29 protein-coding genes are annotated in these 26,248 nt (G+C 70.7%); 11 read left to right on the forward strand and 18 right to left on the reverse strand.

The window, feature by feature from the left end; translation table 11 throughout:
• Positions 1-6 precede the first annotated feature (6 nt).
• Together AMA02S_RS00655 and AMA02S_RS00660 are read left to right on the forward strand one after the other, a co-directional pair.
• Positions 7-912 carry an arginase family protein gene (locus tag AMA02S_RS00655; RefSeq protein ID WP_245667286.1) on the forward strand — a complete coding sequence of 302 codons (906 nt, stop codon included), beginning with the start codon at positions 7-9 and terminating at the stop codon, positions 910-912.
• 1 nt (position 913) lies between these two features.
• Positions 914-1,768, forward strand: coding sequence for a hypothetical protein (locus tag AMA02S_RS00660; RefSeq protein ID WP_067449873.1), 855 nt, complete (start codon positions 914-916; stop codon positions 1,766-1,768).
• Here the strand turns inward: AMA02S_RS00660 and AMA02S_RS00665 are convergent.
• Positions 1,765-2,466, reverse strand: a complete 702-nt coding sequence (locus AMA02S_RS00665; RefSeq protein WP_067449876.1) for a DJ-1/PfpI family protein — start codon at positions 2,464-2,466, stop codon at positions 1,765-1,767. The two genes, AMA02S_RS00660 and AMA02S_RS00665, sit on opposite strands and share 4 nt — an antisense overlap.
• Positions 2,463-3,416, reverse strand: a complete 954-nt coding sequence (locus AMA02S_RS00670; protein ID WP_067449878.1) for a GlxA family transcriptional regulator — start codon at positions 3,414-3,416, stop codon at positions 2,463-2,465. The genes AMA02S_RS00665 and AMA02S_RS00670 overlap by 4 nt, the downstream gene beginning before the upstream one ends.
• 384 nt (positions 3,417-3,800) lie before the next feature.
• Here AMA02S_RS00670 and AMA02S_RS41175 point away from each other — a divergent pair, with 384 nt between their 5' ends.
• A complete protein-coding gene (locus tag AMA02S_RS41175; protein WP_157430290.1) occupies positions 3,801-3,950 on the forward strand; it encodes a hypothetical protein in 150 nt (49 codons plus the stop codon).
• On the opposite strand, the gene AMA02S_RS00675 is transcribed toward AMA02S_RS41175, so the two are convergent.
• From AMA02S_RS00675 to AMA02S_RS00695, 5 genes are all read right to left on the reverse strand, one after another.
• A complete protein-coding gene (locus tag AMA02S_RS00675; RefSeq protein ID WP_157430291.1) occupies positions 3,934-4,464 on the reverse strand; it encodes an ATP-binding protein in 531 nt (176 codons plus the stop codon). The two genes, AMA02S_RS41175 and AMA02S_RS00675, sit on opposite strands and share 17 nt — an antisense overlap.
• 146 nt (positions 4,465-4,610) lie before the next feature.
• The gene (locus tag AMA02S_RS00680) at positions 4,611-4,820 is read right to left on the reverse strand and encodes a hypothetical protein (RefSeq protein WP_067449881.1); all 210 of its coding nucleotides are present in this window, start codon (positions 4,818-4,820) and stop codon (positions 4,611-4,613) included.
• A gap of 146 nt (positions 4,821-4,966) precedes the next feature.
• The gene (locus tag AMA02S_RS00685) at positions 4,967-5,764 is read right to left on the reverse strand and encodes an SAM-dependent methyltransferase (RefSeq protein ID WP_067449882.1); all 798 of its coding nucleotides are present in this window, start codon (positions 5,762-5,764) and stop codon (positions 4,967-4,969) included.
• Positions 5,765-6,526: 762 nt separating this feature from the next.
• Positions 6,527-7,534, reverse strand: a complete 1,008-nt coding sequence (locus AMA02S_RS00690) for a zinc-binding dehydrogenase (protein WP_067449884.1) — start codon at positions 7,532-7,534, stop codon at positions 6,527-6,529.
• Positions 7,535-7,569: 35 nt separating this feature from the next.
• Positions 7,570-7,938 carry a MerR family transcriptional regulator gene (locus tag AMA02S_RS00695; protein ID WP_067449886.1) on the reverse strand — a complete coding sequence of 123 codons (369 nt, stop codon included), beginning with the start codon at positions 7,936-7,938 and terminating at the stop codon, positions 7,570-7,572.
• Between the two features lie 466 nt (positions 7,939-8,404).
• Here AMA02S_RS00695 and AMA02S_RS00700 point away from each other — a divergent pair, with 466 nt between their 5' ends.
• Positions 8,405-9,307 (forward strand): helix-turn-helix transcriptional regulator, encoded by a 903-nt coding sequence (locus tag AMA02S_RS00700; protein WP_218004803.1) that lies wholly within the window; start codon positions 8,405-8,407, stop codon positions 9,305-9,307.
• Positions 9,308-9,392: 85 nt separating this feature from the next.
• Here AMA02S_RS00700 and AMA02S_RS00705 read toward each other — a convergent pair whose 3' ends face one another.
• From AMA02S_RS00705 to AMA02S_RS00725, 5 genes are all read right to left on the reverse strand, one after another.
• On the reverse strand, positions 9,393-9,692 hold the full coding sequence (locus tag AMA02S_RS00705) for a hypothetical protein (RefSeq protein WP_157430292.1): 300 nt from the start codon (positions 9,690-9,692) through the stop codon (positions 9,393-9,395).
• 111 nt (positions 9,693-9,803) lie between these two features.
• Positions 9,804-10,658 (reverse strand): helix-turn-helix domain-containing protein, encoded by an 855-nt coding sequence (locus AMA02S_RS00710; RefSeq protein ID WP_067449890.1) that lies wholly within the window; start codon positions 10,656-10,658, stop codon positions 9,804-9,806.
• A gap of 19 nt (positions 10,659-10,677) precedes the next feature.
• Entirely contained in the window at positions 10,678-11,202 is a 525-nt protein-coding gene (locus AMA02S_RS00715; RefSeq protein ID WP_067449891.1) for a DUF6879 family protein, read from the reverse strand.
• Positions 11,177-11,431, reverse strand: coding sequence for a hypothetical protein (locus AMA02S_RS00720; protein WP_067449892.1), 255 nt, complete (start codon positions 11,429-11,431; stop codon positions 11,177-11,179). The genes AMA02S_RS00715 and AMA02S_RS00720 overlap by 26 nt, the downstream gene beginning before the upstream one ends.
• Positions 11,432-12,222: 791 nt before the next feature.
• Positions 12,223-12,591 carry a VOC family protein gene (locus AMA02S_RS00725; protein WP_067449896.1) on the reverse strand — a complete coding sequence of 123 codons (369 nt, stop codon included), beginning with the start codon at positions 12,589-12,591 and terminating at the stop codon, positions 12,223-12,225.
• A gap of 202 nt (positions 12,592-12,793) precedes the next feature.
• Between AMA02S_RS00725 and AMA02S_RS39740 the strand changes: the two genes are divergently transcribed.
• Together AMA02S_RS39740 and AMA02S_RS00735 are read left to right on the forward strand one after the other, a co-directional pair.
• On the forward strand, positions 12,794-13,393 hold the full coding sequence (locus tag AMA02S_RS39740) for a MarR family winged helix-turn-helix transcriptional regulator (protein ID WP_157430293.1): 600 nt from the start codon (positions 12,794-12,796) through the stop codon (positions 13,391-13,393).
• Positions 13,394-13,660: 267 nt separating this feature from the next.
• Positions 13,661-15,070: a sensor histidine kinase gene (locus AMA02S_RS00735; RefSeq protein ID WP_084264383.1), complete on the forward strand. Its 1,410-nt coding sequence runs from the start codon at positions 13,661-13,663 to the stop codon at positions 15,068-15,070.
• Positions 15,071-15,250: 180 nt separating this feature from the next.
• On the opposite strand, the gene AMA02S_RS00740 is transcribed toward AMA02S_RS00735, so the two are convergent.
• Positions 15,251-16,138, reverse strand: a complete 888-nt coding sequence (locus tag AMA02S_RS00740; RefSeq protein WP_067449900.1) for an NAD(P)-dependent oxidoreductase — start codon at positions 16,136-16,138, stop codon at positions 15,251-15,253.
• Positions 16,139-16,267: 129 nt separating this feature from the next.
• On the opposite strand from AMA02S_RS00740, the gene AMA02S_RS00745 reads away from it, so the two are divergent.
• From AMA02S_RS00745 to AMA02S_RS00755, 3 genes are all read left to right on the forward strand, one after another.
• Entirely contained in the window at positions 16,268-19,429 is a 3,162-nt protein-coding gene (locus tag AMA02S_RS00745; RefSeq protein WP_067449902.1) for an ATP-binding protein, read from the forward strand.
• Complete coding sequence (locus AMA02S_RS00750) at positions 19,426-20,271, forward strand: arylamine N-acetyltransferase family protein (RefSeq protein ID WP_067449904.1); 846 nt, start codon at positions 19,426-19,428, stop codon at positions 20,269-20,271. The genes AMA02S_RS00745 and AMA02S_RS00750 overlap by 4 nt, the downstream gene beginning before the upstream one ends.
• 207 nt (positions 20,272-20,478) lie before the next feature.
• Positions 20,479-20,859, forward strand: a complete 381-nt coding sequence (locus AMA02S_RS00755) for a VOC family protein (protein WP_067449906.1) — start codon at positions 20,479-20,481, stop codon at positions 20,857-20,859.
• A 75-nt stretch (positions 20,860-20,934) separates the two neighbouring features.
• On the opposite strand, the gene AMA02S_RS00760 is transcribed toward AMA02S_RS00755, so the two are convergent.
• From AMA02S_RS00760 to AMA02S_RS43845, 3 genes are all read right to left on the reverse strand, one after another.
• On the reverse strand, positions 20,935-21,396 hold the full coding sequence (locus tag AMA02S_RS00760) for a carboxymuconolactone decarboxylase family protein (protein ID WP_067449908.1): 462 nt from the start codon (positions 21,394-21,396) through the stop codon (positions 20,935-20,937).
• 108 nt (positions 21,397-21,504) lie between these two features.
• A complete protein-coding gene (trxA, locus tag AMA02S_RS00765) occupies positions 21,505-21,819 on the reverse strand; it encodes a thioredoxin (protein WP_067449910.1) in 315 nt (104 codons plus the stop codon).
• Complete coding sequence (locus AMA02S_RS43845) at positions 21,701-22,195, reverse strand: MerR family transcriptional regulator (protein ID WP_157430294.1); 495 nt, start codon at positions 22,193-22,195, stop codon at positions 21,701-21,703. The genes trxA and AMA02S_RS43845 overlap by 119 nt, the downstream gene beginning before the upstream one ends.
• A gap of 148 nt (positions 22,196-22,343) precedes the next feature.
• Here AMA02S_RS43845 and AMA02S_RS00775 point away from each other — a divergent pair, with 148 nt between their 5' ends.
• Positions 22,344-22,640, forward strand: coding sequence for a DUF6191 domain-containing protein (locus AMA02S_RS00775; RefSeq protein WP_157430295.1), 297 nt, complete (start codon positions 22,344-22,346; stop codon positions 22,638-22,640).
• A gap of 90 nt (positions 22,641-22,730) precedes the next feature.
• On the opposite strand, the gene AMA02S_RS00780 is transcribed toward AMA02S_RS00775, so the two are convergent.
• Positions 22,731-24,041 carry a glycosyl hydrolase family 18 protein gene (locus AMA02S_RS00780; protein WP_245667288.1) on the reverse strand — a complete coding sequence of 437 codons (1,311 nt, stop codon included), beginning with the start codon at positions 24,039-24,041 and terminating at the stop codon, positions 22,731-22,733.
• A 263-nt stretch (positions 24,042-24,304) separates the two neighbouring features.
• Between AMA02S_RS00780 and AMA02S_RS00785 the strand changes: the two genes are divergently transcribed.
• Positions 24,305-25,231: an LppU/SCO3897 family protein gene (locus tag AMA02S_RS00785; protein WP_157430296.1), complete on the forward strand. Its 927-nt coding sequence runs from the start codon at positions 24,305-24,307 to the stop codon at positions 25,229-25,231.
• On the opposite strand, the gene AMA02S_RS00790 is transcribed toward AMA02S_RS00785, so the two are convergent.
• Positions 25,232-26,239, reverse strand: a complete 1,008-nt coding sequence (locus AMA02S_RS00790) for a nitronate monooxygenase (protein WP_281181828.1) — start codon at positions 26,237-26,239, stop codon at positions 25,232-25,234.
• Positions 26,240-26,248 lie beyond the last annotated feature (9 nt).

Consider the following 26,248-nt stretch of genomic DNA (forward strand, 5'->3'; position numbering starts at 1 on the left):
CGAAGAGTGATCTCGGTGCTGGACGCCCCCTCCAACCTCGGGCTGCGGCCACCGCGCGAGGGGCATGAGCCCGGCGTGCGCGGCCTCGCCCAAGCGCTGCGCGGTCACGGGATCGCCGGTCGGTTGGACGCCGAGGACGCCGGGCGGGTCGATCCGCCGCCCTACGTGTTCGGCCCCGACCACACCACCGGCTACCTGAACGGTCCCGCCCTGGCGGGGTATTCGGTGCGGCTCGCGGCACGGGTCGGCGACCTCCTGGACGCGGACCGCTTCCCTCTCGTGCTGGGCGGCGATTGCAGCATCCTGCTCGGGCCGATGCTGGCGCTGCGCGCCCGCGGCACGTACGGGCTGGCGCATCTGGACGGGCACGACGACTACTCGCCGCGCCTCGACCCGGACGCCCACGCGGGGCGGCTGACGGCGGGCGGGCTCGCGCTCGGCCTCGCCACCGGCCACGGCCCGGACGCGCTCACCGACCATGACGGGCTGCGCCCCTATGTCGCCGAGGAGCACGTCGCGCACATCGGCGTCCAGCGGGAGCCGGAAGACCACGAGGACTCCGATCTCGCGGCCTTCGACACCTCGCGCATCGCCCGTTTTCCGATCGAGTACGTCCGCGAGCACGGTGCCGGCGCGGCGGCGCGGGCGGCGCGGGCGCATCTGGAGGACGCGCCGATCGAGGGTTTCTGGGTCCATCTGGACGCCGACATCCTCGACAGGTCGGTCATGCCGGCGGTCGACTCGCCGAATCCGGACGGGCTGTCGTTCGCGGAGCTGACCTCCGTCCTGACGACGCTGCTGGCGAGCCCTCGCGCGACCGGCCTGCACGTCGGCATCTACGATCCCGAACTCGACCCGGACGGCACGGCGGGCGCCGCCCTGACCGCCGCGGTCGCCGACGCGTTCCCCTGAGGTGTCCACCGACCTGCACCTCGTCTCCAGCGCGGCGATCGGGGCCGGGGAGATCCGCGACCTGGTCGTGTCGCTGGGCGGGGAGCATCAGCCGACGGCGGGTGCACCGGATGTCGCGGTCCTCGTGCGCGGTGACGGCGCCGTGGTCGTGTACCCGTTCCCGCCGGACGAGCCGATCCGCGGCGCAGCCTTCCGGCGGGAGTGCGAACAGGCCCTCGGCGCACCACCGCGCACAAGGATCATGCTGGAGATACTGCGGGAGCGGGAGAGCGAGTGGCTCGCGGCGGAGATCGTGCTGGCCGCCGCCGACCGCTGGCCGCTCGCCATCCGCGACTTCGGGGAGGTCGTCATCACCGTCCCGGAACTGCACCGGCGGCTGTCGCAGCGCCGGTCGGGCTTCTTCCAGCCGGAGGGCCGCCACGACCCCGCCCCCGCCGTGCAGCACCGTGCCCGAGCGGCCGAGGCGACGCTGCTGCTGCCGGGCGACGTCACGCCCGAGCGGTTCGTGCGGGTCGTCCACTCCCTCGGTGGACGGCTCGTCCCGGACGTTCGCACCGACGCCGTGTTAGAACGCGCCGGGGCGTCGGTGTGGGTCCACCTCCAGTCGCCGGGCGCCGCATCCGTGGACGCGTCCGGCGCGGCGCTCCACCGTGCGGTCATGGGTCCGCCGCCCTACAACTCGGTGGTGTTGGAGATCTTCGAGGGCGCTGGTTCGCAGTTTCTCGCCGCGGAGCTGGTGGAGGCGGCTGCGGCGCACTGGCCGCTGATGGTGCGGGGCGGGTCGGGGCAGGCGATGACGGTGGACGACGTCCGCGCCCGTGTGGCGATGGGCGCCACGGACGTCTTCGACCCCTAACCGGAGATGCCGGGCTCGTCGGCGAGGTAGGGCGGTGCGGGCTCGTACTGGATGTAGCGGCGAACCGCGCGCGCGTGGTCGCGTCCGTGGAGGCGTCCGATCAGCCACAGCGCCATGTCGATGCCCGCCGACACGCCCTGGCTGGTGACGAGATTCCCGTCCACGACATAGCGGGCGTCGCGGACGACGGTCACGCCACCGAGTGACTCAAGGGCGTCCTCGGAGGCCCAATGTGTGGCGACGCGCCGCCCCTTGGCGACGCCCGCCGCGTGGAGCAGGAACGCGCCGGTGCACACGCTCGTCACCCACCCGGTCCGCTCGGCGGTCCTGGCGATCCAGCCCGTCACCACGGAGTTCGACGGCTGCGTCTCACGCGCACCTCGGCCGCCGGGGACGAGCAGCACGTCCAGTTCCGGATGGTCGTCCAGCGTGTGGTCGGGCAGGACGCGCATGCCCTTGGCGCACCGGACGGGCCCGGACCGCTCCGCGAGCAGCACCGCCTTGTCAGCCGGCACCGCCCTGTCAGCCGGCACCGCCTTGTCAGCCGGCACCGCCCTGTCAGCCGGCACCGCCTTGTCAGCCGGCGCAGCTCCGTCGCCCTGGTCCCGCACCATCGCCGACGCCGTGAACACCTCCCACGGGCCCACGAAGTCGAGTTCCTCTGCGTCGTCGAAGACCAATAGCCCGTACGTGGTCATGCGAACTCCCTCATTCCTCGGAAACGGTCTCGGTAGTCGGACGGGGCGACGCCGACCTGCCGGTGGAAGGCGCGGCGCAGGGTCTCGCCCGTCCCGAAGCCGAGTCGCCGGGCCAGCGTCTCGACGGGCTCGTCCCCCTCCGCGAGCGCCCGCCGCGCCGCCTCCACCCGTACCCGCTCGACGTACGCGGCAGGCGGGACGCCCAGCTCGGCGGTGAACCGGCGTTGCAGGTGCCGCGCGCTGAGCCCCGAGCGGCCGGCGAGGTCGGCGATGCTGTGCCGCGCGCCCGGGTCGGTCTGGATCGCCGACACCGCCGCCCGGATCGGGTCGGACGAAGGCTGCGCCGACCACAGCGGAACGCTGAACTGCGATTGGCTGCCGGGACGTCGCAGGAACATCACCAGCTCCCGCGCCACCGCGTGCGCCACGTCCCGGCCGTGGTCGTTCTCCACCAGGGCGAGCGCGAGGTCCATCCCGGCGGTGACCCCGGCGGACGTCCAGAACCGCCCGTCCCTGATGTAGATCGGGTCGCAGTCGACGGTCAGCCGCGGATACTCGTCCCTGAGCTGCCGTTCGCGTCCCCAGTGCGTGGTGACGCGGCGACCGTCCAGCAGCCCGGCGTCGGCCAGCAGCAGCACCCCGCTGCACACCGACGTGACGCGCCGCGCGGTCGCCGCCGCGGCGGCGACCCAACCGGCGAGCGCGGTGTCGTCCCGTGCGCGGTCCACCCCCGTCCCACCAATGATCATGAGGGTGTCGACGCTGCCGGGCGGCACGTCCCGGACCCCGTGCGAGGCGTGCACGGGCAGCCCGCTGCTCGCCCGGACGAGACCCGCCTCGGACGCCACGACCAGGCACTCATAGCGCCCGGTGTAGTGGAACACCTCGTGCGGCCCCGCCAGGTCGAGCGACTGGAACCCCTCATAGATCACGAACGCGACGCGCTGCATGCCTCCAGGCTGACCGCCCGCCGCTCATGGCGTCAACGACCAGTACCCCACAGATCACGTCATATTCACGGCAATCCCGGCTCAAGGGACTCGCCCGACGACTCGCCCTCCGGCTTTTCACTCAGCTCGTTCCACGCTCACGCGAATTCGGACTTGACACCGCCTGGGCCGCTATGGCTAACTCTGATGCATGAAGCTTTGATTCTTCTCCGGTTGAGCCGCCCTCCGGGCCGCTCCCGCACTCTCAGCGCCACAGGCAAACCCTGAACACTGCTCGCCGGCACCCCCTGCGACCAGTGTCGTCGGGCTGCGCCGGCGCACTCTTCTTTCCTTTTATCGGCCTTTCCACGGCTGAATTCACACGTGCCCGGAGGTGGTTTGTTTATGCGTGCCATTAACAACGAGTCCGATCCCTTCGCCAAATCCCGCAAGAAGGGCAAGCGAAAGAACCAGGACATCAGGTCGGCGAATCTCGCGACCAGCCGGCGCAACGCCCGGCAGATGCCGACCCGGCAGCTCAACCGGGGTCGCTGACCGGTTCCCGGCCCCGGCCTTCCACGGCCGGGGCCGGGAACTCCGCCCACACCACCGTGCGCGGACCGTCCGTCCGGTACCCCCACCGCGACGCCAGCCCCGCCACGATCCGCATCCCGCGCCCGGTCTCCGCACCGACCTCGGCCTTGACGAACGGCCGCCCGCCGGCCGCCCCGTCGTCGGTGACCTCCAGCCGGTAGCAGTCCGGCCCCGCCGCGAGCACGACCCTCACCCGTCCGCCCTCCAGCCCGGACGCCGTGTGCGTGATCGCGTTCGCGACCGTCTCGCTCACCACCATCACCAGATCGTCCAGCCGCTCGTACCCGCTCGCCAGCTCCCGGACGAAGCCCCGCGCGTACGCGACCGACCGCCGTACCCCCGGCAAGGTCACCTCGCCGAGCACCCCCGGCCCACCCACGGCACCGCCTCCCCGCCGCCCGGTACACCCGGCGACGAGTCGGGGCACGTTCTCGACACCCACGGCGACGGCCCCCTCCATCCCGGAAAGCCACACGTCACCAGGCTGTACGGCAGGAGCCCCGTACACCGTTCACGCCCTCGCGAACGTTCTCCCGCGCCGCACCGTCCGCTCTACGGACCGCCACGTGGCAGACGCCGCCCGGCCTCTGCCCGGCCTCTACCGAGCCACCCGGCCTCAGCTCAACCGCGGGGTTCGACCGCGCCCCGGGGAGCCTCGATCCGGACGGGCGCGCCGTAGTCGAAGCCGAGCCGCTCCTTCCCGTCCACCAGCGCGACGGGCCGCGCGTCGCCGGACGCCGCCAGGTACAGCTTCTTGCCCGGCGAGCCCGCGAACCCGATGACGCGGACGGCCTTCCCCTCGAACGTCGCCGCGCGTCCCGGTGGCTGCATGCCGTCGAAGGCGGTGACCAGGATCGCGTCGATGCCGATCAGCCTGCCGACGAGCTCGCCCCCCGGCCGGCGCCAGCATCCCCCACCGGTCGCCCACCCGCCCGGCGACCTCGGCCATCCCGGTACGGAACTCCCCGGTCAGGGTGTCAGGGCTTGACCGCGACGCCGCAGTAGTGCGCGACCGCGGGCGGCTCCCCGAACACAGGGGACTCGACGCGCCACCGCGAGCACGGCACGATTCCCGGCTCCAGCAGTTCCATTCCCTCGAAGAACGGCGCGAGCCGCACGGCCGTCCGCAATACCATCGGCGGTGTGCCGTGCTCGTTCCAGTACTCCACCGAGGCACGGGCCGCCTCGGCGTTGATCTCGTCCGTCCCATGGCTGAGAACCAAATGACTCCCGGACGGTACCGCGTCCACGAGCGTCCTCACCACGTCATAGGCCTTTCGGTCATCCAGAACGAACTGGACTATGGCCAGCAGCGTCAACGCGACGGGACGGGATAAGTCCAGCGTCCGTGCTGCGCTTTCGAGGATCGCCTCCGGATCGTGCACGTCCCCGGCGACGAAGTCCGTCGCCCCCTCCCGCGTACCGCTGAGCAGGGCCCGCCCGTGGCTGAGGACCAGCGGGTCATTGTCGACATAGACGACCTTGCTCGCGGGATTGGACCGCTGAGCCACCTCATGCGTGTTGTCCACGGTGGGCAGGCCCGTCCCGATGTCGAGGAACTGATCGATGCCCCATTCGCCGGCCAGGTGGCGCACCGCTCGCCCGAGGAACACCCGATCCGCCCTGGCCGACAGGACGATGCCGGGGAACACGTCCCGTATCTGCTCGCCGGCCGCCCGGTCGACCGGATAGTTGTCCTTCCCGCCCAGCCAGTAGTTCCAGATCCGCGCCGAATGCGGTACCGAGGAATCGATCCGCGCCCCGTCATCGCTCATCCGTCCATGCTGCCGCATCCCGCTCTTTCGCCTACTCACCCCCATCGCCGGCGAATCCGCCTTCCCTTCCTATTTACCCGGCTTTATGAAACTCCCAGGAGATCAACTCGGGGTGGCTCCGCGCCTGCCACCTCCTCAGACACCCCGCCGCGGCAGTCCGGTTCGCGTGATCAGCGTGATCGTCTCATTCGCGGCGGCAGATTTGCACTGTCTCACCAACAGCGTCCGGCGCACGCCCGTCGTTGCTCACGTCTTACGAAGACCACTCCGCGCCGCGCGTGCGAATCTTTGACAGGTCAACCACTTTTCATCCCGATCCGAAGGGAGGGCGTCCACATCGACTGCACATCGGCACGGAATCAGGCCCGGATTCAGAACCAGAAAGGTTCGGAATCGCGCCCACCAGGTCAGGACCGAATCGCCGGTGACTCCGCCGAGCGGTCGCCGCGCTCGGCATCCGCGTCGCGGCACTCGCCCTGCCGGCTCCCGCGCAGGCTGGCACCGGAGACCCCTCGAACACCACGCGGGCGGAACCGGCCCTCCTAGGCGATCCGGATGGTGTGTGCACCGGCGTTGAACTCTGTCCGTCCAAGAACCACCGTGTGAGACTTCGCCCCTCACGAAGTCCAAGGCAGCCGATCCGTCCACCGGGTCGGCTGCCTTGCTGTCGCCCGCCCGACACCCCGTTCTCGGCCGTCATCGAGATCATCGACGGTCAGATGACACGGCCACAGATCATCGACACCGCTCACCAGGCAGGGATCAGGCCCACGGGTCGAGTGCCTGCTTCCCGCTGGTGAGCCGATCCTCGATCCGCCGCAGAAGGGCCGGGCCGTCCGCCAGGCCGTGCACGGTCGGCCGCCCCGGCGGGTAGACGCCCTGGGCGATCAGGCTCAGCAACTCCGCCATCAACTGCTGGTAGAAAGCCGGCACGGCGCTGGCGAGCGCACGGATGTGAAGGCCGATGACATGCACCTGGTGGTCGAACACCAGGTCGTGCGTGCTCAGGGTCGCATCTCCCGAGGCAGCACCGAAGACCACGATCCTTCCGGTGACGCGACGTGTCACCGACAGGCTGGTGGCGAAGGTCGATCTGCCCACCGACTCCAGGACGAGGTCCACGCCTCCGGTGCGGCGCATGATCTCCTCTGCCAGGTCGGCCCGCGAGCCGTCCAGGACGTCCTCGACGCCGAGCGCCCGGATCGTGGCGTGCTTCGTGGGTGCGGCGCTGGCGATCACGCGCGCCCCGTGGTGAACGGCCAGCCGCACGGCCGCCTGGCCGACGCCTCCGGCCGCCGCGTGGACGAGCACCACGGCGCCGGGACGGATGTCCCCCAGCTTCAACGCGGCCAACGCCGTCGCCCAGTTGAGGACGATCCCGAGCGATTCCGCGTCACTCCACCCGTCCGGCACCGGAAGGACGCCAGCGGCGGGCATCGTCATGTACTCCGCGAAGGCACCGCGGCCCACCCCGACCACATGGCTGCCCACTCGCGGTGGCGCGGTGACCTCCTCCCCGATCGCCACGATCTCGCCGGCGGCCTCGAACCCCGCGATGTAAGGCGCGGCTGGGCCGCCACCGTAAGTTCCCTGCGTCTGCATCACGTCGGCGTAGTTGACCCCTGCCGCCGTGACCCGAACGAGGAGCTCACCCGGCGCCGGGACAGGACGCGGAGCATCGTCGACCAGGGTCAGGTCCGAGGGTCCGCGTCGAGAGGTCTGCACCAGGGCCCGCATGGTCGGGGCCGCTTCCGTGGTCGTCACGTCCATGAGGCGAAGGTAGGACCCTCACGCATGTGTCAGGGTCAAGCCGACGCGGGCGGGCGGGCGCGTCCGAGGTAGGTGTCGAGGGCCGATCGCTGCGCCTCAAGGCTCGCGATCTGCGCGGCCAGCCGGTCTCGATACCGCTCCACCTCGGCGAGGAATTCCTCGCAGGACGACGATCGCGGCCCGTCGGATCCGTCGCTCGGGCCCGGCAGGGCAGCGCGGATCAGCCGCACCGGCAGTCCAGCCTTCAGAAGCGAACGGATGTGCAGCACCGTGCCGATGGTTGAGGGGCAGTAGTCCCGATATCCGTTCGCCCGACGGCCGGGGGTGATCAGCCCTTCTTCTTCGTAGTGCCGCAAAGCCCTGACACTCGCACCGCTCACCGCGGAAGCCTGTCCTATCCTCACACGAGCATGAACGCCATAGCCGCGAGGACTCTTCCCGGTGACATACCGATGTGGCGGCGGCCAACGCCGGTCCTGTCTTACCTGAACAAGGGAACTTCACGCCCCGTCCCGCCACTGACCATGATCTCCACGGCATGATCGATCACAACTTTCCGTGTCCGGATTGGGCCATCGCAACCACGAGTCGGACCCACTTCCCGCTGATTTCCGCTGGCACGACGGGTCCAACGCTGCGGCCGCGCCTTGGTCGGGACGATGACCCGGTGATCTTCCGAGTCTTGAGAAAACGCGTGTGCATTCCACGCCGGTGGGACCGACACTGGGAAGTATGAGGGGTACGGGGGATCGTTTATATCGGCAAATATGTACGGTATTGGTGCCAGGTGCCGGGCTTGAAGAGATAGGGGCGGCGCTTTCCAAGGTGATCACGTCAGTGGTCCCGCATGAGGCGTTGCGATTCGGAGTGATGAATCCGTCGCTGGGAGCGGGCGTCACCGGGGTGGCGTTCTGGCACGGGTACGGGCCCGATCTCGGGCGTCAGGTGATGAGCGTCGACAGCAGGGGAATGGACGATCTGCGGGGCCTGGCCGGTCTGGCGCGGCAGCCGGTGCCGGTGGCGGTGACGGACCGGATGCGCCGTGCGGACGCGCCCGATCGATTGTTCGCCGAGTACGGGGTGGGCGAGGAACTGCGCTTCGTGTTGCGCGACTCGCGCGGGGTGTGGGGGCTGCTCTGCCTGACCAGGGCGGCCGGTGCCCGGCCGTTCGACATGGACGACCGGTACCGGATCGCCGAGGCCGGGCCGCCGCTGATCGCCGCAGTGCGCCGTTACATGACCGCGGGGCCCGTCGTTCCCTCAGCGCGGCAGTCAGCGCCGGGAATGCTCGTCATCACCCCGGACGGCAAGATCAAGTCGAGGACGCCCCAGGCCGGACGGTGGCTGGACCCGATGATCGCCCAGCACGCGATACCGGACTGGCTCGTCGAGGTCTCCGTCGCCGCCCTGGCGTTCGAGGCACGCGAGCACGGCCGCGACCCGCGGGCGCGCTATCCGCGGATGTGCATCCCGTCCATGGGGAACGGCGGGTGGACTTCGATCGAGGCGCAGCCGCTCGGCGACGACGGGCACGTCGCGATCGTGATCCAGCGTGCGACCGGCGCGCTGCTGCTCCCGACGTTCTGCGACTGGTACCAGATCACCGCACGCGAACGGCAGATCATCCACTACCTGCACGACGGCTCCGCGACCAAGCAGATCGCCCGCCATCTCGATCTGTCGGTGCACACAGTCAACGACCATCTCAAGGCGATCTTCCGCAAGACCGGCGCCTGCGGACGGCACGACCTGATGGCGGCCATCACCGCGTGACGCCCGCACGCGGCCGATCTTCCAGCCCCGGCCCATCGCCTCGGTGTACCCGCCCCGCGCACACCGGAGCCGTGGGCCCGCATGTTCACTCCGGAGGCGGTCGCAAGGCGCCCTTCACCGCCACCACGGCGTCCATGGGATGGTCGGCCTCGCACAGCCAGATGCCGTTCGCCCAACTGAACCACCATTGGTCATTGTCACTGGCTCGCCTGCGGCACTCCAGCACCACGCCTTTGCTGTCCGGGTCGTGCGTGACGTGGAGACGTCCGTCCACGATCTCGGCCGTGAGCCTCTGGCCGCGCAGCGTCCCGGCCAGGCTCGCCAGCCGCCCGGCACCGCCCGGGCCGATCACCTGCTCCGCGTCGGTCTCACGCGGCCACTCCAAGAACCCCACTGTGAACCCCCCACGCCGTGATCACACACTGTGCTTCTTCTACCACGCTAGGTACGAGGTCGTGGGGCCGGCCACGAGTGTGGCGAAGTGTGGCACGCGACTTCACACGAGGGTGTCCCGCACCCTGGTGATCAGCTCGCGAGCGGCCGCGCCGTGTGCGGCCGGCTGGGCCAGTTCTTCGAACGCCGAGGCGTACAAGGCGATCTCGGCGGGCTGCGTGATGGTCAGCCATCCGGAGACGGTCTCCACCGACACGCGTTCCTTGTCGAACATCCAGAAGCCCTCGACCGGCCAGAGCCTGCGTTCGGCGTCCGCCGGGATCACACCGAAGGAGACCGTGGGCAACCGCGTGATCCGCAGGAGGTGGGCGAGTTGGTCTGCGAGCACCTCGGCCCCGCCGAGGCGGCTCCACAGGGCGGACTCCTCCACCAGGAAGGCGAACCGGTGATCGCCTTCCCGCAGGACGCGCTGCCGGGCGATGCGAGCGTCCACCGCGTCGTCGAGGTCGGCGGTGGGACTGTTGCGAAACGAGCCGACCGTGGTGAGGACCGCTCGTACATAGCCGGGCGTCTGTAGGAGGCCAGGCATGACCCCCGGCTCGTAGATCCGGAAAAGGCGAGTCCGCTCGTACAGACCCATCCGGGACTCTTGGAGGCGCCGAAGCCCGGACCGCTGGAGCCGCCGCCACTCGATGAACGCACCCTCCACGGCGCGGAGCGCGGCGATGAGGTCGGCGGTCTGCTCCTCGGCCCCGCACATCCGGCACCAGATCTGGACGTCCTGGCTGCTCGGAGCGCGCGCCGCATGCTCGATCTTGCTGACCTTGGTGCGGTGCCAGCCGGCCTGGGCCGCGAGGGCCCGACCGGTCAGGCCCGCGTCGAGGCGGAGTTCGCGAAGGCGATCGGCCAGTGCCCGGCGGGCCTGCTGGGCGCTGGACGAGGGTGAGGTGGTGGACATGACGGGGTGCTGGGGCGGATCACGCCGGCAGGTAGTCCGCGTGATCGACCCCGCGTTCCCACACCGCCTCGAACGCCGACGAGCACGTCGTGATCAGGAATGTGTCGGTGGTCGTCTCCTGCTGGAGCGTCCGGCCGTCCCCGTCGAAGTGGTTCCACAGAACCAGCTCGCCGTCGAACAGCCAGAAATCGTTGCCGGGCAGGCACAGGCCGGAGGCCTGACGTCGGGGCAGCCAGCGCACCTGCTCACCCGCGTACACGTTGGTGAACGTGCCGTCGTACTCGAACCGGATGTACTGGCTCACCGGTTCGGAGACGATGCGGGCCCGCCGGATCTGAACCCCGCGGCCCGTCACCTCCTGGACGAGGGTGAGCCACGGCCGCCACCACGAAGCCGGGTCGGCCGGATCGTCCCGGTGTCCTACCTTCCAACCCTCGAAATCCTCGTCCTCCCCGTCCACGGTATAGACGTCGCGCATCTCGAGGTGGACGGCGGTGAATTGCGCCGACCGGAGGAGTTTAGCGGGCGTCGGGACTGTCGTCATTCATCAGCTCCTTGAGCAAGGGGAGGATGCTGCCCGGAATCCGCACTATCGCCTCGTTCACCGGGACGTGATCACGATGGGAAGTCGCCAGGAGTTCAGCCAGCACCGCCGGGTCGCCCTCCTCCTTCCACCCCTGCACCAAGACGCTTCCATCGGCATCGTCATGCCAGAGTGAGGGCGAGTCGCCGTCCTTGCTGTCCGGGGACTTGCCCAGAAAACGTAGCGCCATGACGGCCTCCCTGGTCGGGGATGTGCCTACATCTGGCCCACCCGATGTCCAACACCATCCCCTCCGCTCCAGGGCCCATCAAGACATCGAACCCGGCGCCCATCGTGGCCCCTGACTATGCACCCCTTAGGGGCCTTGTGCCTGCCGTGGGCGAATTATGGGACTATCCGGTTGAGTCGCTAGAGGTGTCTCTTTCTGCCGTGGACGGCTCCGCTCACGAAAAGGTGATCCAGCGTGCAGAGCTCCCTGGAGACCCGGGCAGGCGGCGCAGGGGAATCACTGCCACTACCGGTGTCGCGATCTCCATTTCCGCCTCTCCCGCCCAACTCTTGTGATCTTTCCTGCGGCCTCCCGGCGAGAAGGGCGGGAGTATCTGCAATCCCTAGCAAATCGCCTTGACAGCTCCAAGGATCAGATAGGTGGTGTTCCGCTCGTTTCAACGGCGTTACGCCACGTGCACCGGACGGACGGGGTGATCAACGGCAAGGACCGCTCACTCCAACGGGCAGCCTCGAACCTTGCCAGGAGCACCTCACAGATCTTGTTTTGGCGAGATCACGGACGAGCAGCGAGCCCGCCTGAATGCACGGCTGGGCGTGGCGCTCTCCCGAAAATCCTCATCACATTGCGCCCCTCGTGACGTCGGCCCGGCTCGACTTCCGCCGCATGACCGCCTCACGGACCCGGCTCCCGCCACTGTGGCGGGGGGCGGACGCCTGAAGTCCCGGCGTGAGCGGGGATTCATCGGGTGGCCGGGTCTGGTGTCGTTCGGCATGGCCACGGCTCGTCCATCAGGTGCGACTGGTGTCGATGACGCAGAAGCGGTTGCCCTCGGGATCGGCGAGCACGACGAAGTCGGCGTCCTCGGGATAAAGGTCCCAGGCGACGCGCCGAGCGCCCAGAGACACCAGCCGCTCGACTTCGGCGGCCTGGTCGGCCGCGTCCCCGGCGTACAGGTCCAGGTGGGTCCGCGGATGTTCCTGGGCCGGCGTCTCGCTGAGGCCGAGCGATAGCTGGGCCCCCGCCCCGTCCTTCGGCACGAGCACCACCCAATCCTCTTCCATCTCCTCCCGCGGGACGTATCCCAGGGCCTCCATCCAGAAGGCGGCCGCACGCGGCACATCCGAGACACCCAGCACCACGGATCCGATCCTCAGCATGCGTCGATTCTGGCGGAGACAACCGACAGGCACTACGCCTCCCACGGCCGGGCCAATCAATCGGAACGGTGAACGGCGTGTCGGGTGCGGCGCGGCCACGGGGGCGCGGGCGCGGAGTGATCCATCGTGTCCAGGGTGGACCGGCCGTCACGGTGGCGATCATTCGCCACATGGGCGTTCTGTACGTTTTTATCCTGGTTTCATGGTCGCGTTGACTTCCCGGGAGACGGAACTGTGGCGGGTCTGGACGAGTGCTGCCGAGATCGTCCGGGCACGGGTGGCCGACGACATCGCGCGGGCGACCGGGTTGTCCGGTCCCGATTTCGGAGTGCTGTCCCGGATGGCGGAGTTGGGGGGCGGACGGCTGCGGCAGAACGAGTTGGCCGCGTCGATGGGATGGCACCGCAGCCGGCTTTCGCACCATCTGACCCGGATGGCGCGGCGGGGCCTCGTCGTCCGGGTGGAGGTGGACGGCGGTGTGGACGTCGTCGCGACCGATCGCGGGGACGAGTTGCACGCCGCCGCCCGTCCCGTCCACGCCGAGGCGGTGCGCCGCCACCTGCTGGACGCGATCCCGCCCGAACTGCGCGACGACATGCGTGAACTCCTCGGCCGGCTGGCGGACCCGGGGGCAGGGGACCCGGTCGGCTCCGCTGAGGGGCTCGTCCGGGAGGGCGGGAACGGTCATGCGGAAGGAGATCAGGCCGAAGGACGGGTTGTGGACGGCCGCCGCCCGGTCAGTCCCGCCCGCGCGAACGGTGGCCACCTTCCGCGTTCGGCCACCGCTGACGGTGACCTTTGACGCCGATGGCACGGCCTAGCCGGGGGCTTGGCACGCCTCGGGCAAGGGCGGCGAGGGCTTGGCCGGCGGCTCCGACGGGCCGCCCGGAGACGCTGCGGACCAGGGCGAACGCGGCGCGGTCCCATCCCGGATGACAAGGTCAACGGGCTGATCATCGGGGATGCCCGGACATGCCCGCGCCTGTACGCGCGGAATTCTCGCCACTACGCTGAGTCATGGACGATCACCATCGGTGAGGCCGGATCGTCCGGGACACGGGGGATCGGTGTGCGTTCGGAGACGGCGGACGGGTGGCGCGGGCGGGCCCGCCAGTGGCACGCGCGCCTGTTCCTGTCCGTGCGCGGCCGGGCGACCACCATCACGGTGGCCGTCTCGGCGCTGATCCTGCTGCTCGCCCTCACCCTCGGGATGCTCCTCGCCCGCGACTGGGCGGAGAACAACGTGGAGGAGACCGCGGAGCGGACCGTCGAGCGGGTCGCGTTCGACCTCGTCAGCGGGCAACCGGCGAAGGCGCTCGACCCTCGCCCCGGCGAGTCGCCGATCGTCCAGATCGTCAGCCGGGACGGCCGGCGCGTGCTGGCGGCCAGCGAGGAGGTCATCGGCCGGCCGCCGCTCGCCCCCACCGACCTGACGTCCGGTGAGCTGCTCATCGACCGCAAGAGCTGCCCGTCCGTCCTGGACGAGTGCGTGTGGATCTTCGGCATGCGGCTGCGGACGTCCGCCTACGGGGACGGGGTGATGGTCACCGCCGCGTCCCCGTTGCCGACGCTGGCGAGCGCGTGGCTGCTGCCGGTGGCGATGGCGGTGATCCTGGTGGCGCTGCTCTCCCTGATCGCCTGGTGGACGTGGCACACGGTCGGCCGGGCACTGGCCCCGGTCGACGGCATCCGCAGCGAGCTGGCGCACCTCAGCGCCCGTGCCCTCGACCAGCGGGTGACGAACCCGCGCACCGGCGGGGAGATCCAGGATCTCGCCGAGACGGTCAACGAGACCCTCGACCGGCTGGAGGAGGCGACGAACCGGGAGCGCCGCTTCATCTCCGACGCCTCCCACGACCTGCGCAACCCGATCGCCGGCCTGCACACCCGGCTGGAGGTCGCGCTGGAGGAACCCGGCGACGAGAACTGGCGGACGGCGGTCCGCGCGGCGTTGCACGACGTGGAGCGGCTGAATGAGATCGTCATCGACCTGCTGGAGCAGTCCCGGCTCGACTCCCGCGTCCCCCAGCCGGTCGAGCGGGTCGACCTCGCCGAGCTGGCCCGGCGGGAGCTGGAGCGCCGTCCGGAAGGCGTCCCGATCACGACCCGGCTGGAGCCCGGCGTGATCGTCCGGGCGAACCCGGTCCGGCTGAGCCGGCTGCTCGGGAACCTGTTGAGCAACGCCGAACGGCACGCCGCGTCGGCGATCGAGGTGATCGTCACGCGGGAGTGCGGGGAGGCGGTGGTGGTGGTCGCCGACGACGGCGACGGCATTCCGAAGGAGTCGCGGGAGCGGGTCTTCGAACGTTTCGCCCGGCTGCCGGACTCCCGCCGCCGCGACCCGGAGGGCACCGGGCTCGGCCTGCCCATCGCCCGGGAGATCGCGCGGATCTACGGCGGCTCCCTGTCCATCGCCGACAGCTGCGAGGGCGCCCGGTTCGTCGTGCGCCTTCCCCTGGCCTCCGCGGATGCGTCCTGAGGACGTCACGTGAGGACGCGATGGAGCGCGGCGACCAGCTCACCTCACCCCGTAGCTCGTCGGAAACGGCAGCACCAGGTCGGCGCCCGCCGCCTGCACCTGTGCGACCGTCCTGATCGTCTGCGTGGACGAGTCGGGCCGGGTGGGGAGAACGGCACGAGGACGCCTGAACTGGGGAGGTCAGGGCGCGGGGGTGCGGATGGCCTCGATGACGCTGGAGAGGCCGTTTCCGCCGTGGCCCATGTTCACCGCACGCCAGAAGAGGTCCTTCAGGGCGGCCGGGCCCCGGGTGTCGATTCCGGCCTCGCGGCTGGCCTCCACGATGTGGTCGGCGCCGATCGCCTGCATCAGCAGGGTGTTGGCGTCGCCTGGGGAGAGGCCGGAGTCGACCTCGTCGGTGATGACGCGCATGTACCCCATCGGTCCCTGCTCGGCCAGGCTCGCGATGGACATGGTGGCGAACGGATGGAACTGCTCGGCCGACACACCCGCCGTGCCCAGGAGGGCAAGCCCGTGCATGTAGGCCGTGAGCGTGGACCAGAACAGGTACAGCTGGGCCTGGTAGTACAGCATTGACAGACCCACGTCCGTGCCGATGAATGTGGTGTCGCCCAACTCGCGGAGGGTTTCACGGTGCCGGTCCAGGGTCGTCTCCTGTCCGCTGTAGAAGACGTACGATCCGGGCTTTCCGATGGCCGGCGGCGGCACCATGATGCCTCCGGTCAACAGTTCCGCCCCATGCCCGGAGGCCCACTCGCCCGCGCGGCGCAACTCGTCCGGGCTGCCTGAACTGAGGTTGGCGAGGACACGGCCCTTCAGTGCGTGGGTCTCGCCACCGAGCGAGTCGTACATGGCCTTGTAGTCGGTCTGGCTGATGACGACCAATTCGGACGCGGCGAGCGCGTCGGCGGGCGTCGCGGCAAGGGTCGCGCCCTTGTCCACCAGCGGCGCCGCCTTGGCGGCCGTCCGATTCCACACCGTGGTCGGTCGCCCGTTCTCCAGGAACACCGCGGCCATCTTCGCGCCCATGGGGCCCAGGCCGATGACCGTCACCGGGGATTTCGACATCGAGTCCTCCTCGTCATGTTCGAACTGCGCTGTTCGGACAACCGGGGTCCAGCGTCGCGTCGGGCGCTACGGATTCGCCGCGGGTCGCCCCGTGGCGGGCGGGTCGGGGACGGCGCATACGCTGACGGGATGCGCTTCGGGGTGCTGGGTGCCCTTGCCGTGTGGACCGACGGCGGGACGGACGTGCGCGTGCCCGAGACCAAGGTGCGTGCCCTGCTGGCGGCGTTGCTGGCCGACGCCGGGCGCCCCGTGTCCGTCGACCGGCTGGCCGACGCGTTGTGGGGGGACCGCCCGCCCCGGAACCCGGTCGGAACGCTCCAGGCGCGGGTCTCACAGCTCCGCGGGGTCCTGGACGAGGCGGAGCCGGGCGCCCGGGGGCTGATCGTGTCCCGCCCGCCCGGCTATCTGATCGAGGTCGCGCCGGAGGCGGTGGACTCCGGTCGATTCGCCGCGCTCCTCGGCCGGGCCGGTGAGGTGGCCGATCCGCTGGCCAGGGCACGGCTGCTGGGGAACGCGCTGGCGCTGTGGCGCGGGCCCGCGTTCGACGGCTTCGACTTCGCGCACGACCTGGCGGCAGATCTTCAGGAGCGGCGCCTGGTCGCCCTGGAGGATCATGCCGAGGCCCGGCTCGAACTGGGCGAACACGCCGCGCTCGCGGCCGAGCTGGCCGCCCCGGTCGGCCGGCACCCGCTGCGGGAACGGCTGCGCGCGGCACATCTGCGGGCCCTGTACCGGGCCGGACGGCAGGGCGAGGCGCTCGCGGGCTACCACGATCTGCGCGAACGGCTGGCCGGGGAGCTGGGCGTCGACCCGGGTCCCGAGCTGGCGGCCCTCTACCAGTCGATGCTCGAACAAGATCCGGCGGAGGCGGAGCGTCCGCGCCTCCCGTCGCGGCTGCCCGTGCCGCTGGGTGAGCTGATCGGACGCGAGGAGGCGGCACGGCGGGCCCGTGAGCTGCTCGCGGCCGACCGGCTCGTGACGCTGACCGGCCCCGGCGGTGTCGGCAAGACCCGGCTGGCACTGGAGGCCGCCGCGCGCTCGGTGGGCGATCATCCGGACGGCGTGTGGGTCGTGGAACTGGCCGACGAGCACGCCGGGACGCCAGCGGAGATCGCCGAGCAGGCGGCGCGCGTCCTCGGCCTGCGCGAGGAGGGCGCGGACGGCCCTGTCGAGCGGCTCACCGAGGCGCTGCGCACCCGGCGGGCGCTGCTCGTCCTGGACAATTGCGAACATGTCGCCGGGCCCGCCGCCGAGCTGGCGGAACGGCTGCTGGCCGGGGCTCCGGGCCTGCGGATCCTCGCGACGTCACGGGAGCCGCTGGGCGTCCCCGGGGAACGGCTCCAGATCGTCCCGCCGCTGGACCTGCCCGGCAACGAGACCGGGCTGCACTCCGGCCCCGCCGCCCTGCTGGAGTACAGCGCGGTGCGGCTGTTCACCACGCGGGCCACGGCGGCGGCGCCCGGATTCGTGCTGGACGAGGCGTCCGCGCCCTGGGTCTCCTCGATCTGCCGGCGGCTGGACGGCCTTCCCCTCGCGCTGGAGCTGGCGGCGACCCGTGTCCGCGCGCTGGGGGTGCGGGAGCTGGCGACTCGGCTGGACGACCGGTTCCGCGTGCTGGCCGGCGCCCGGCGCGGCGGCCCGCCTCGGCAGCAGACGCTCCGCGCGGTGATCGACTGGAGCTGGGAGCTGCTGACCGGCCCCGAGCGGGTCGCGCTGCGGCGCCTCGCGGTGCACGCGGGCGGCTGCACGCTCGGCGCCGTCGAGGAGATCGTCGGCGCGGACGTGGACGTGCTGGCCCGGCTCGTGGATCGCTCTCTCGTCGTCCGGACGGAGGCCGGCCGCTACCGGCTGCTGGAGTCGGTCGCCGCCTACAGCCTGGAGCGCCTCCGGGAGTCGGGCGAAGACGGCGAACTGCGCGCGCGCCACGCCCGCTACTACACCGCCTTGGCCGAGGAGGCCGCCGGAGAACTGCGCGGGCATGGGCAACGGCAGTGGCTGGAACGTCTCGACCAAGAGGCCGCCAACCTCCGTACCGCACTCGACCACGCCATCGGCGAGGACATGCTCCGCCTGGTGAACGCCCAGGGCTGGTACTGGTTCCTTCGGGGACGTTTCGGCGAAGCCCGGCGAGCACTGAGCGCCGCGCTTGCGGCCACGAAGGAACCATCCCGTGCCCGGCTGGAAACCGAGACGTGGCTGGCCGGCTTCATCATGGCCTCAGGCGAGGACACCGATTCCGAGGCACTACGCCGGTCGACCCTGGCGAACCACGAGGTTGCCAACTACAAAGACGAATACGACCGCGCTAAGGCCGAATGGTTCCTGACCCACGTCCACTGGGCGTACGGCAACCTGGCCGTGAACGAAGAGCGCATCGATCGTGCGCTGGCGGTCTTCCGCGCACGCGCCGACCGTTGGCATACGGCGGCTGCCCTCGCCCTCCACGCCAGGCAGGTCATGGGACGCGGCGACCTGGACGCCATGAGGCGCCACGGCGCGGAGAGTCTCGCGATCTTCACCGAGCTCGGGGACGCGTGGGGACGGGTGGAGGCCACCGACGTCCTCAGCCGCCGCGCCGAGATCATCGGTGACCTCACCGAGGCGGCCCGGCTGCGCCGCGCGGAGCTGCGCCTCGCCGAAGAGCTGCGGATGTGGCCGGACGTCGCGTTCCGGCTCGCCCAGCTCGGCCGGATCGCGATGCTGAGCGGCGACCTCGACGAGGCCCGCGACCTGCACGCGCGGGCGCTGGACCTCGCCGTCCGGCACGCGGCGTCGTCGGCCGCGGAGTTCGCCGAGATCGGCCTCGGCATGGTCGCCCGGCGGCGCGGTGACCTCGACGCCGCCGAACGGCACCTGCGGTCCTGGCTCGGCTGGCTGCGCGGGATCGGCGGGACGGCCGGGATCTCGTTCGTGCACGCCGAGCTGGGATTCGTCGCCGAGCAGCGCGGCGACGCCGCGACGGCCCGCGCCCTGCACACCGAGGCCCTCGCCGCCGCCCGCGCCATCGGCGACCCCCGCGCGATCGCCCTGGCGTTCGAGGGTCTGGCCGGGGCGCGCTCGCTCGCGGGCGAGCACGCGCCCGCCGCGCGGCTCCTCGGCGCCGCCGCCGCTCTCCGCGCCGCGTCCGGTGCTCCCCTCCCGGCCGCCGAACGCGGCGATGTCGACCGGATCGCCGGGAGGATTCAGGACGCCGCCGGTGTTTTCCCCTTCACCCCCGAATTCGACGACGGTCGAGCCGGACGGCAGCCGATCACGGCCGAGCCTGACGGCCGAGCTGAAAGGACACCATGAGCGAGGATCTCGGATATGGCTGGCAGAGCGATCTGCTGGACCTGCCCGCCTACCTCAAGCGGGTCGGCTACCACGACGACCTGAAGCCCACCGCCGCGACGCTGCGCGCCCTGCACCGCGCCCACGTCACCTCGATCCCGTTCGAGAACCTGGAGGTCATCCTCGGCCGCCCGGTCGAGCTGGGCGTCGAGGCGCTCCAGGCCAAGCTCGTCGACCGGGCGCGCGGCGGGTACTGCTTCGAGCACACCGAACTGTTCGCGGCGGTGCTGGAGAAGGCCGGGTTCGAGTTCACCGCCCTCGCCGGGCGGGTGACGATGGGCGCGACGAAGCTTCTCCCGAGCACCCACGCGCTGCTCCAGGTCAGGATCCCCGGCGAGCCCGACCTGCTCTGCGACGTCGGCTTCGGCGCCGGCCCCCTCGAACCCCTGGCCTTCCCCGCCGAGGACGGCGTGACCGAGGTGGAGCAGGACGGCTGGGGTTTCCGCCTCCAGCACGGCCCGCGCACCTGGGAACTGCACCAGCGCGGCGCGGGCGGCTGGCTGCAACGCCACACCTTCACGCTGAACGAGACGTTCCACATCGACTACGAGCTGTTCAACTACTTCATCGCGACCCACCCGCGCTCGCCGTTCACGACCCGTCCGTTCGTGCAGAAGTTCTCCCTGGACTCCCACCACGTCCTCGACGGGACGAACCTGACGACCACCCGTCCCGACGGCACCGAGGAGAAGCGGACGCTGGCCCCGCAGCACCTCCCCGCCACCCTCGCCGAGACGTTCGGGATCGTCCTGGACGAGCCGGACGGCGCCCGGCTCATCGCGTCTGTGGAGGAGCGGGCGTGACCACCGCGTTCCCCGGGCGGCGCCGCTAGGCCGCCATCGCTTGATCCCCTGCCGGCCGTTCCCCGGAGCTCTACCCGCGCACCACCGCCCGATTCGTCCGCCATGTCACACCGCGGGGTCCGCCGGGCCTTGACCTCAAGCAAGGTCGAGGGCGCAGGCTGGTGGGTAAGGCCCGGAACCACCCGGGCTCTCGCGGCAGGGGGAAGCATGCCCGTCAACCTCGACCACATCATCGTCCCGGCCAAGGACAAGAAGACCTCGGCGGCGTTCCTCGCCGGCGTCCTCGGTCTGGAGGTCGGCCCCCAGTTCGGCCCGTTCCTGCCCGTCAGGACCGGCAACGGCGTGACGCTCGACTTCATGGACTCCGACGACTTCCGGGTGCAGCACTGCGCGTTCCTGGTGTCGGACGAGGAGTTCGACGCCATCTTCGCGCGCATCAAGGAATCGGGCGCCCACTACTACGCCCACCCCGACCACAGCGGACCGGGCGAGATCAACACCCGCGACGGTGGGCGGGGCGTCTATTTCGACGACCCAAGCGGCCACGCGATGGAGATCCTCACCACTCCCTACGGCGGCGGGTCGTGACGAGGGCGGGACGGGAGGAATCAGCGGCTCCGGACGGCCGGTAGGCCGGCTTCCCGGGGGAAGCCGGCCACATCGTCAGTCCCAGGTCGTGCCCGCGGGCTCCTTGATGACGGCGTTGAGCCTGTTGAACATGTTGGTCAGGCCGATCATGAGGATGATCGCGGACAGCTGCTTCTCGTCGAAGTGGTCGGCGACCTCGTCCCACAACTCGTCCGGCACCGCGTCACCCGACCGGTCGGCGAGGCGCGTGGCGGCCTCGGCCAGCGCCAGCGCCGCCCGCTCCGCGTCGGTGTAGAAGGGCGCCTCGCGCCAGGTGCCGACGTTGAACAGCCGGTCATCGGTCGCGCCGGCCTTCCGCGCGTTCGCCAGATGCCCGTAGACGCAGGCGCTGCACCCGTTGATCTGGCTGGTCCGCAGGGCGACGAACTCCAGCAGTTCCTGCGGGACGCCGCCCTCACCGGTGGCCTTGATCAGAGCGCCGATGCCCTTCACCGCGTCGGGAAGGACGTACGCCGAGCTCTTCATCCGCGCTTGCATGCTCGCTCCTAGAGGTCGTGTCGAATCGTTCACCCCACTGACGGAGCGCGCCGGGCGAATGTGACCCGACACAGCAAGACACGACGAGAAACCAGACGCAGCGAGAACCTAGAAATGGCCCGCCAACTCCGCGAGCAGACGCCGCTTGGGCTTGGCGCCCACGATCTGGTGGACGACCTCGCCGTCCCGGTAGAGGTTCAGCGTCGGAAAGCCCAGCACCCCGTACCGCGACGCGACCTCGGGATGGTCGTCGCCGTTGAGCTTGGCGACCGCGAGACGGTCGCCGTACTCGGCGTCGATCTCGTCAAGGATCGGCGCGATCATCTTGCACGGGGGGCACCAGTCCGCCCAGAATTCGACCAGTACCGGCTTGCCGGAGCGGAGCACCCGCTCGTCGAAGTTCTCCGCGGTCAAAGTGATCATCCGTCGCCTCCGGTGAGAGCGTGCAGCCGGGACAGGCCCGCTTCAGTTGGTCGGTCACATCGGACCTCAGCCGGACCAGGGTGCGGATGTCGGCGTCGATCTCCGCCAGCTTGCGCCGGTAGACCGCGACCGACTCCGGGCACGCCGCCCCCATCGCGTGGCCCGCGCGCAGGCAGTCCACGAAGGGCCGGGCGTCCTCCAGCGTGAACCCGGCCGCCAGCAGCGTGCGGATCTCCGCGAGGAGCCGCAGGTCCGACTCCTCGTACTCCCGGTACCCGTTGGCCGCGCGCCGCGCCGGCAGCAGCCCCTGCTGCTCGTAGTAGCGCAACGTCCGCGTGCTCACCCCGGCCCGCGAGGCGAGCTCCCCGATCCGCATCGGCCCCTCCCTGCTCCGTGGCCGTCCACGACGCTAACCCTTCACACCGACGTCAATGTCAACCCGGTCTCCGCCGAATTCGGTCCCCGCGCCGCGCAACCGGCGGCGGGGCACGTCCGTTGAAGGGGACATGGCCATCATCGTCTTCATGACGATCCCCGGACTGGTGATCGCGCTGGTCGCCTTCGCCGCCCTCGACCGGGCGGGTCTCTGGGCGCATCGCAGGTTCCGCCTGCCCTGGCGGCGGGACGAGGCGGGCCGCCCGGTCTCGGCGGTCGCGGTCGGCGAACTCGACGCCTTCTTCCAGGGCACGCACCGGCACCAGCAGGAGCAACGCCGCACATCGCTGATGCTGCGCGACGAGGAGAACGACGGCGCGCCCCCGGCCCGCGTCGACCTCGACGCCGGTACCGCCATCGTGCGACGCCCGTCCGACGCCGGCTGAGCGGCCGGTCAGCGGGGCCGCGCGCCTGAGGGCGTCCGGACATGGGCCGGGCGCGGGCCGTGTTCGCACGGCCCGCGCCCGGGTGTTGACTCAGCGTCCCTGGAGGGAACGGACGTTGTTGCCGAACGTGAAGCCCTTCGAGCCGTCCCAATTGAAGGACCAGGTCATGATGCCCTTCAGCTGGCCCTTGAAGTTGTTCCACGCCTGGGCGACGAGGCTGGGCGACATGTAGCCACCACCGGCGCCCGGCTGCGCGGGCAGGCCGGGGACCTGCTTGTCGTACGGAACCTTGATCGTGGTGCCCTGGATGACCAGGCCCTTGTTGAGGCAGTCGGTCTGGACGACGAAGCCCTGGACCGTCCCGGCCTGGTAGGAGTCACCGGAGCAGCCGTACATGCTGCCGTTGTAGTACTGCATGTTCAGCCACCACAGGCGGCCGTTGTCGGCGTACTTCTTGATGATCGGCAGGTAGGCGCCCCAGATGGAGCCGTAGGTGACGCTGCCGCCGGTGACGTAGGCCGTCTCGGGCGCCATCGTCAGCCCGAAGTTGGACGGCATCTGGGCGAGCACGCCGTCGATGATGCGGATCAGGTTCGACTGCGAGGGCGACAGCTGCGTGATGTTGCCGGCGCCGGACAGACCCGTCTCGATGTCGATGTCGATGCCGTCGAAGTTGAACTTCTTCAGGATCGGGACGACGGTCGCGACGAACTTGTCGGCGACGGTGCTGGAGCTGAGGTCGATGCCGGCGGTCGCGCCGCCGATCGACATCAGGAGGGTGGCGCCGGCCTCCTTGGCCGCGCACATCTCGGCCGGGGAGGAGACCTTCACTGTCGCGTCCATGCCGTCCTCCCACAGGACGGTGCCGTCCGAGTGGATGACGGGGAACGCCAGGTTGATGACGTTGTAGCCGTTCTTGATCATCCGGGAGTCGGTGATCGGCACCCAGCCGAAGGGCGGGTGGACGCCGTTGATGGAGCCGTCCCAGTTCTCCCAGTAGCCCTGGAGGACCTTGCCCTCCGGCTTGGACTTCACCGCGCAGGTGTCACCGGCGGGCGGGGTCGTCGGCGTGTCGGTGGGGGGCGTCGTCGGCGGGGTGGTCGGGGGCTGGTCGTCACAGGCGCCGAGGCCGCGCCACAGGGTGGGGGCGGACTCGGGGTTCCAGTTGGTGGTGTAGGCGGTGTGGTTGACGCGCGCCTCGTAGCCCTTGTCGTTGTAGGCGACCTTCGTCCCGGCTGTGTACGCCTTGCCCTCCGACCAGGCGGGGAAGCCGCAGGCGATCACGGCACGGGCGGACGGTGGCGCGGAGAGCATGACGGCGCCGAGCGACAGCACCAGGGCCACCGTGGCGGCGGCGAAGGCGGCCACCGCGGGCGACCATCGCCTGTACTGGTAGTTCACGAGTCGACTCCTCAGTTGACGGGGACACAGAGGAGCCGGCGCAGAGCCCAACAAATCCCGCGGACGGGACCCTCCCAGGGCGAAAGGCTTATACGGCCGGCGTGGACGCCACAAGAAGAGTAACCGGGTCGGTCTGGGCCGGGAAGACCCCGGCGCCCGGAACACCCTGGCCGGAGTCGTGGAGGGTGATGGGACGCGGACGCAATGTCGCCTGGAAGATCTCGCTTCTAACATTGAGCCGGCGATCCTGGGAGGTCATGATCATGTCCGGGCAGGGGTCTGAAGAACCGAACCGGCACGGGCGCTCGCCCGGAGCACGAGGCGGGTTACGCCCTCCGCGGCGCAGGCGGAGGATCATCCTCGCGGCCGGTGCCGGGATCGCCGCCGCCGTCGCGCTCGGGGCCGTCGTGCTGTCCCACGGGGTGTCCGGCGCACCGTCCGGGCCCGTGACGGCCGAGCAGTGCGTCGCGACGCGCATGGAGATGGGCTCCGCGCACAAGATCCCGTTCGGTGAGCGGGTGACCTGCGACGACGCGAAGGCCGCGGCGAAGGTCGTCAAGGTGACGGCGGAGGGGGAGAGGTCGGCGTTCGATTTCGCCACCCGATCCGCGCCCGACTGCCCGGATGGCAGCGACGGAGTCGTCCGCGTCACGGCCGGGTCGAACGATCGGCACTACTGGGAGAGTTGCGTCCGCAACCTCGCGGGCCCCCATCCGGGCGATCCCGGTGCCGGCGGAGCGATGATCTCCGTCGGCGACTGCGTGAACGCGGCTTTCGGGTTCGGTGGCGAGAAACCCTGCTCGGAGCCGGACTGGTACGGCAAGGTCATCGCCCGCGTCCAGGCGGAGAGCGCCTGCCCGGCGTCGCGGACGCTGGAGACGATGACGCTCTCGCCGTCCGACGGCCGGACCGCACCGCCGCGTCCCGTGCTGTGCCTCGGCCACGCGGGGAAGATCATCGGCTCGGGCGACTGCATCACCGATCCCACGCTCGTCCTGGGCGAGGTGTCACGGGCCGACTGCACGTCCGACGACGCGGTGGCCAAGGTGGTCACGCGCGTGAAGTCGACGGGTGAATGCCCCTCCGGAGCGACGAACTACCTGAGCACCCAGAACAGGTACCTACCGGTGATCTGCCTGAAGAAGCTGCGTCCCACGCTGGGCGAGCGGCTGCGGCCGCTGCCGGGCTGATCAGCGCGACAGCATCTCGACGATCTCGGCGGCGGGCGCCTCGGGGGCGAGCCGGAACGCCTCGCCCGCCCACAGGTTGACGACGTCCGGGTCGCCCTGCGCGGCCGCCGCCCTGCGCAGCGGCGCGGTGATGAAGTGGACGTCCGGGTAGGCGGCGGGCGCCTGCGCCGAGTGCTCGGTCAGGAACCGGTTGACCAGGCCGCGGGCGGGTCGTCCGCTGAAAGCCCTGGTCATCGCGGTGGAGATGAAGCGGGGGTCGGCCAATGCCGCCTTGTGGACGGCGCTGGCCCCGCTCTCCGGGCAGCGCACGAACGCCGTCCCGACCTGCGCCGCCGCGGCGCCGAGAGAGAGGATCTCGGCGACGTCCTCGGACGTGGCCAGGCCACCGGCGGCGATCAGCGGGTGCGGGACGAGGTCGCGGACGAGGCGGAGGAGTTCGCGCAGCGGGAGCGCACCGTCCACGGAGTTGGTGAACGAGCCGCGGTGCCCGCCCGCCTCGGCTCCCTGGACGCAGAGGACGTCGGCGGCGGACGCGGCGCGCGCCTCGTCCGTGCTGGTCACGGTGACGACGACCGTGGTGCCGCGGTCCTGGAAGGCGCGGATGACATCGACCGTGGGGCAGCCGAACGTGAAGCTGACGAACGCGGGCGGGTCGTCCAGCAGGTCGGCGATCTTGGCCGTGTAGTCGTCGTCGCGGGCGGACGGGGTGCCGAGGTCGACGCCGAGGCGCTCGGCCTCGGGGACCAGCCGGTCACGGTAGGCGGCGACAGCGCCGTCGTCGATGCCGTCCAGGGACGGCATGAAGACGTTCATCCCGAACGGGCGGGACGTGCGCCCGCGGGTCGCGGCGATGTCCTCGCGCATGGCGGCGGCGGTCTTGTACCCGGCGGCGAGGAAGCCGACGCCGCCCGCGTCCGACACGGCGGCGGCGAGGGCCGGGGTGGAGGCCCCGCCGGCCATGGGCGCCTGGATGATGGGCCGGTCCGTCTTCGCGAGGGCTGCCGTCACGAGGGCAAG

It is taken from the genome of Actinomadura macra NBRC 14102, assembly GCF_001552215.1.
Lineage (GTDB): Bacteria > Actinomycetota > Actinomycetes > Streptosporangiales > Streptosporangiaceae > Spirillospora > Spirillospora macra.

Coding starts and splice junctions, on each gene's coding strand:
- AMA02S_RS00685 (WP_067449882.1), bottom strand. CDS start 5,764: ATGAGCGATGACGGGGCGCGGATCGATTCCTCGGTACCGCATTCGGCG.
- AMA02S_RS00710 (WP_067449890.1), bottom strand. CDS start 10,658: ATGTCCACCACCTCACCCTCGTCCAGCGCCCAGCAGGCCCGCCGGGCA.
- AMA02S_RS43845 (WP_157430294.1), bottom strand. CDS start 22,195: ATGCGGATCGGGGAGCTCGCCTCGCGGGCCGGGGTGAGCACGCGGACG.
- AMA02S_RS00750 (WP_067449904.1), top strand. CDS start 19,426: ATGAGCGAGGATCTCGGATATGGCTGGCAGAGCGATCTGCTGGACCTG.
- AMA02S_RS39740 (WP_157430293.1), top strand. CDS start 12,794: ATGGTCGCGTTGACTTCCCGGGAGACGGAACTGTGGCGGGTCTGGACG.
- AMA02S_RS00745 (WP_067449902.1), top strand. CDS start 16,268: ATGCGCTTCGGGGTGCTGGGTGCCCTTGCCGTGTGGACCGACGGCGGG.
- AMA02S_RS00690 (WP_067449884.1), bottom strand. CDS start 7,534: ATGGACGTGACGACCACGGAAGCGGCCCCGACCATGCGGGCCCTGGTG.
- AMA02S_RS00700 (WP_218004803.1), top strand. CDS start 8,405: ATGAATCCGTCGCTGGGAGCGGGCGTCACCGGGGTGGCGTTCTGGCAC.
- AMA02S_RS00725 (WP_067449896.1), bottom strand. CDS start 12,591: ATGCTGAGGATCGGATCCGTGGTGCTGGGTGTCTCGGATGTGCCGCGT.
- AMA02S_RS00680 (WP_067449881.1), bottom strand. CDS start 4,820: ATGCAGCCACCGGGACGCGCGGCGACGTTCGAGGGGAAGGCCGTCCGC.
- AMA02S_RS00665 (WP_067449876.1), bottom strand. CDS start 2,466: ATGACCACGTACGGGCTATTGGTCTTCGACGACGCAGAGGAACTCGAC.
- trxA (WP_067449910.1), bottom strand. CDS start 21,819: ATGATCACTTTGACCGCGGAGAACTTCGACGAGCGGGTGCTCCGCTCC.
- AMA02S_RS00720 (WP_067449892.1), bottom strand. CDS start 11,431: ATGGCGCTACGTTTTCTGGGCAAGTCCCCGGACAGCAAGGACGGCGAC.
- AMA02S_RS00715 (WP_067449891.1), bottom strand. CDS start 11,202: ATGACGACAGTCCCGACGCCCGCTAAACTCCTCCGGTCGGCGCAATTC.
- AMA02S_RS00760 (WP_067449908.1), bottom strand. CDS start 21,396: ATGCAAGCGCGGATGAAGAGCTCGGCGTACGTCCTTCCCGACGCGGTG.
- AMA02S_RS00670 (WP_067449878.1), bottom strand. CDS start 3,416: ATGCAGCGCGTCGCGTTCGTGATCTATGAGGGGTTCCAGTCGCTCGAC.
- AMA02S_RS00775 (WP_157430295.1), top strand. CDS start 22,344: ATGACGATCCCCGGACTGGTGATCGCGCTGGTCGCCTTCGCCGCCCTC.
- AMA02S_RS00785 (WP_157430296.1), top strand. CDS start 24,305: ATGTCCGGGCAGGGGTCTGAAGAACCGAACCGGCACGGGCGCTCGCCC.
- AMA02S_RS00740 (WP_067449900.1), bottom strand. CDS start 16,138: ATGTCGAAATCCCCGGTGACGGTCATCGGCCTGGGCCCCATGGGCGCG.
- AMA02S_RS41175 (WP_157430290.1), top strand. CDS start 3,801: ATGCGTGCCATTAACAACGAGTCCGATCCCTTCGCCAAATCCCGCAAG.
- AMA02S_RS00755 (WP_067449906.1), top strand. CDS start 20,479: ATGCCCGTCAACCTCGACCACATCATCGTCCCGGCCAAGGACAAGAAG.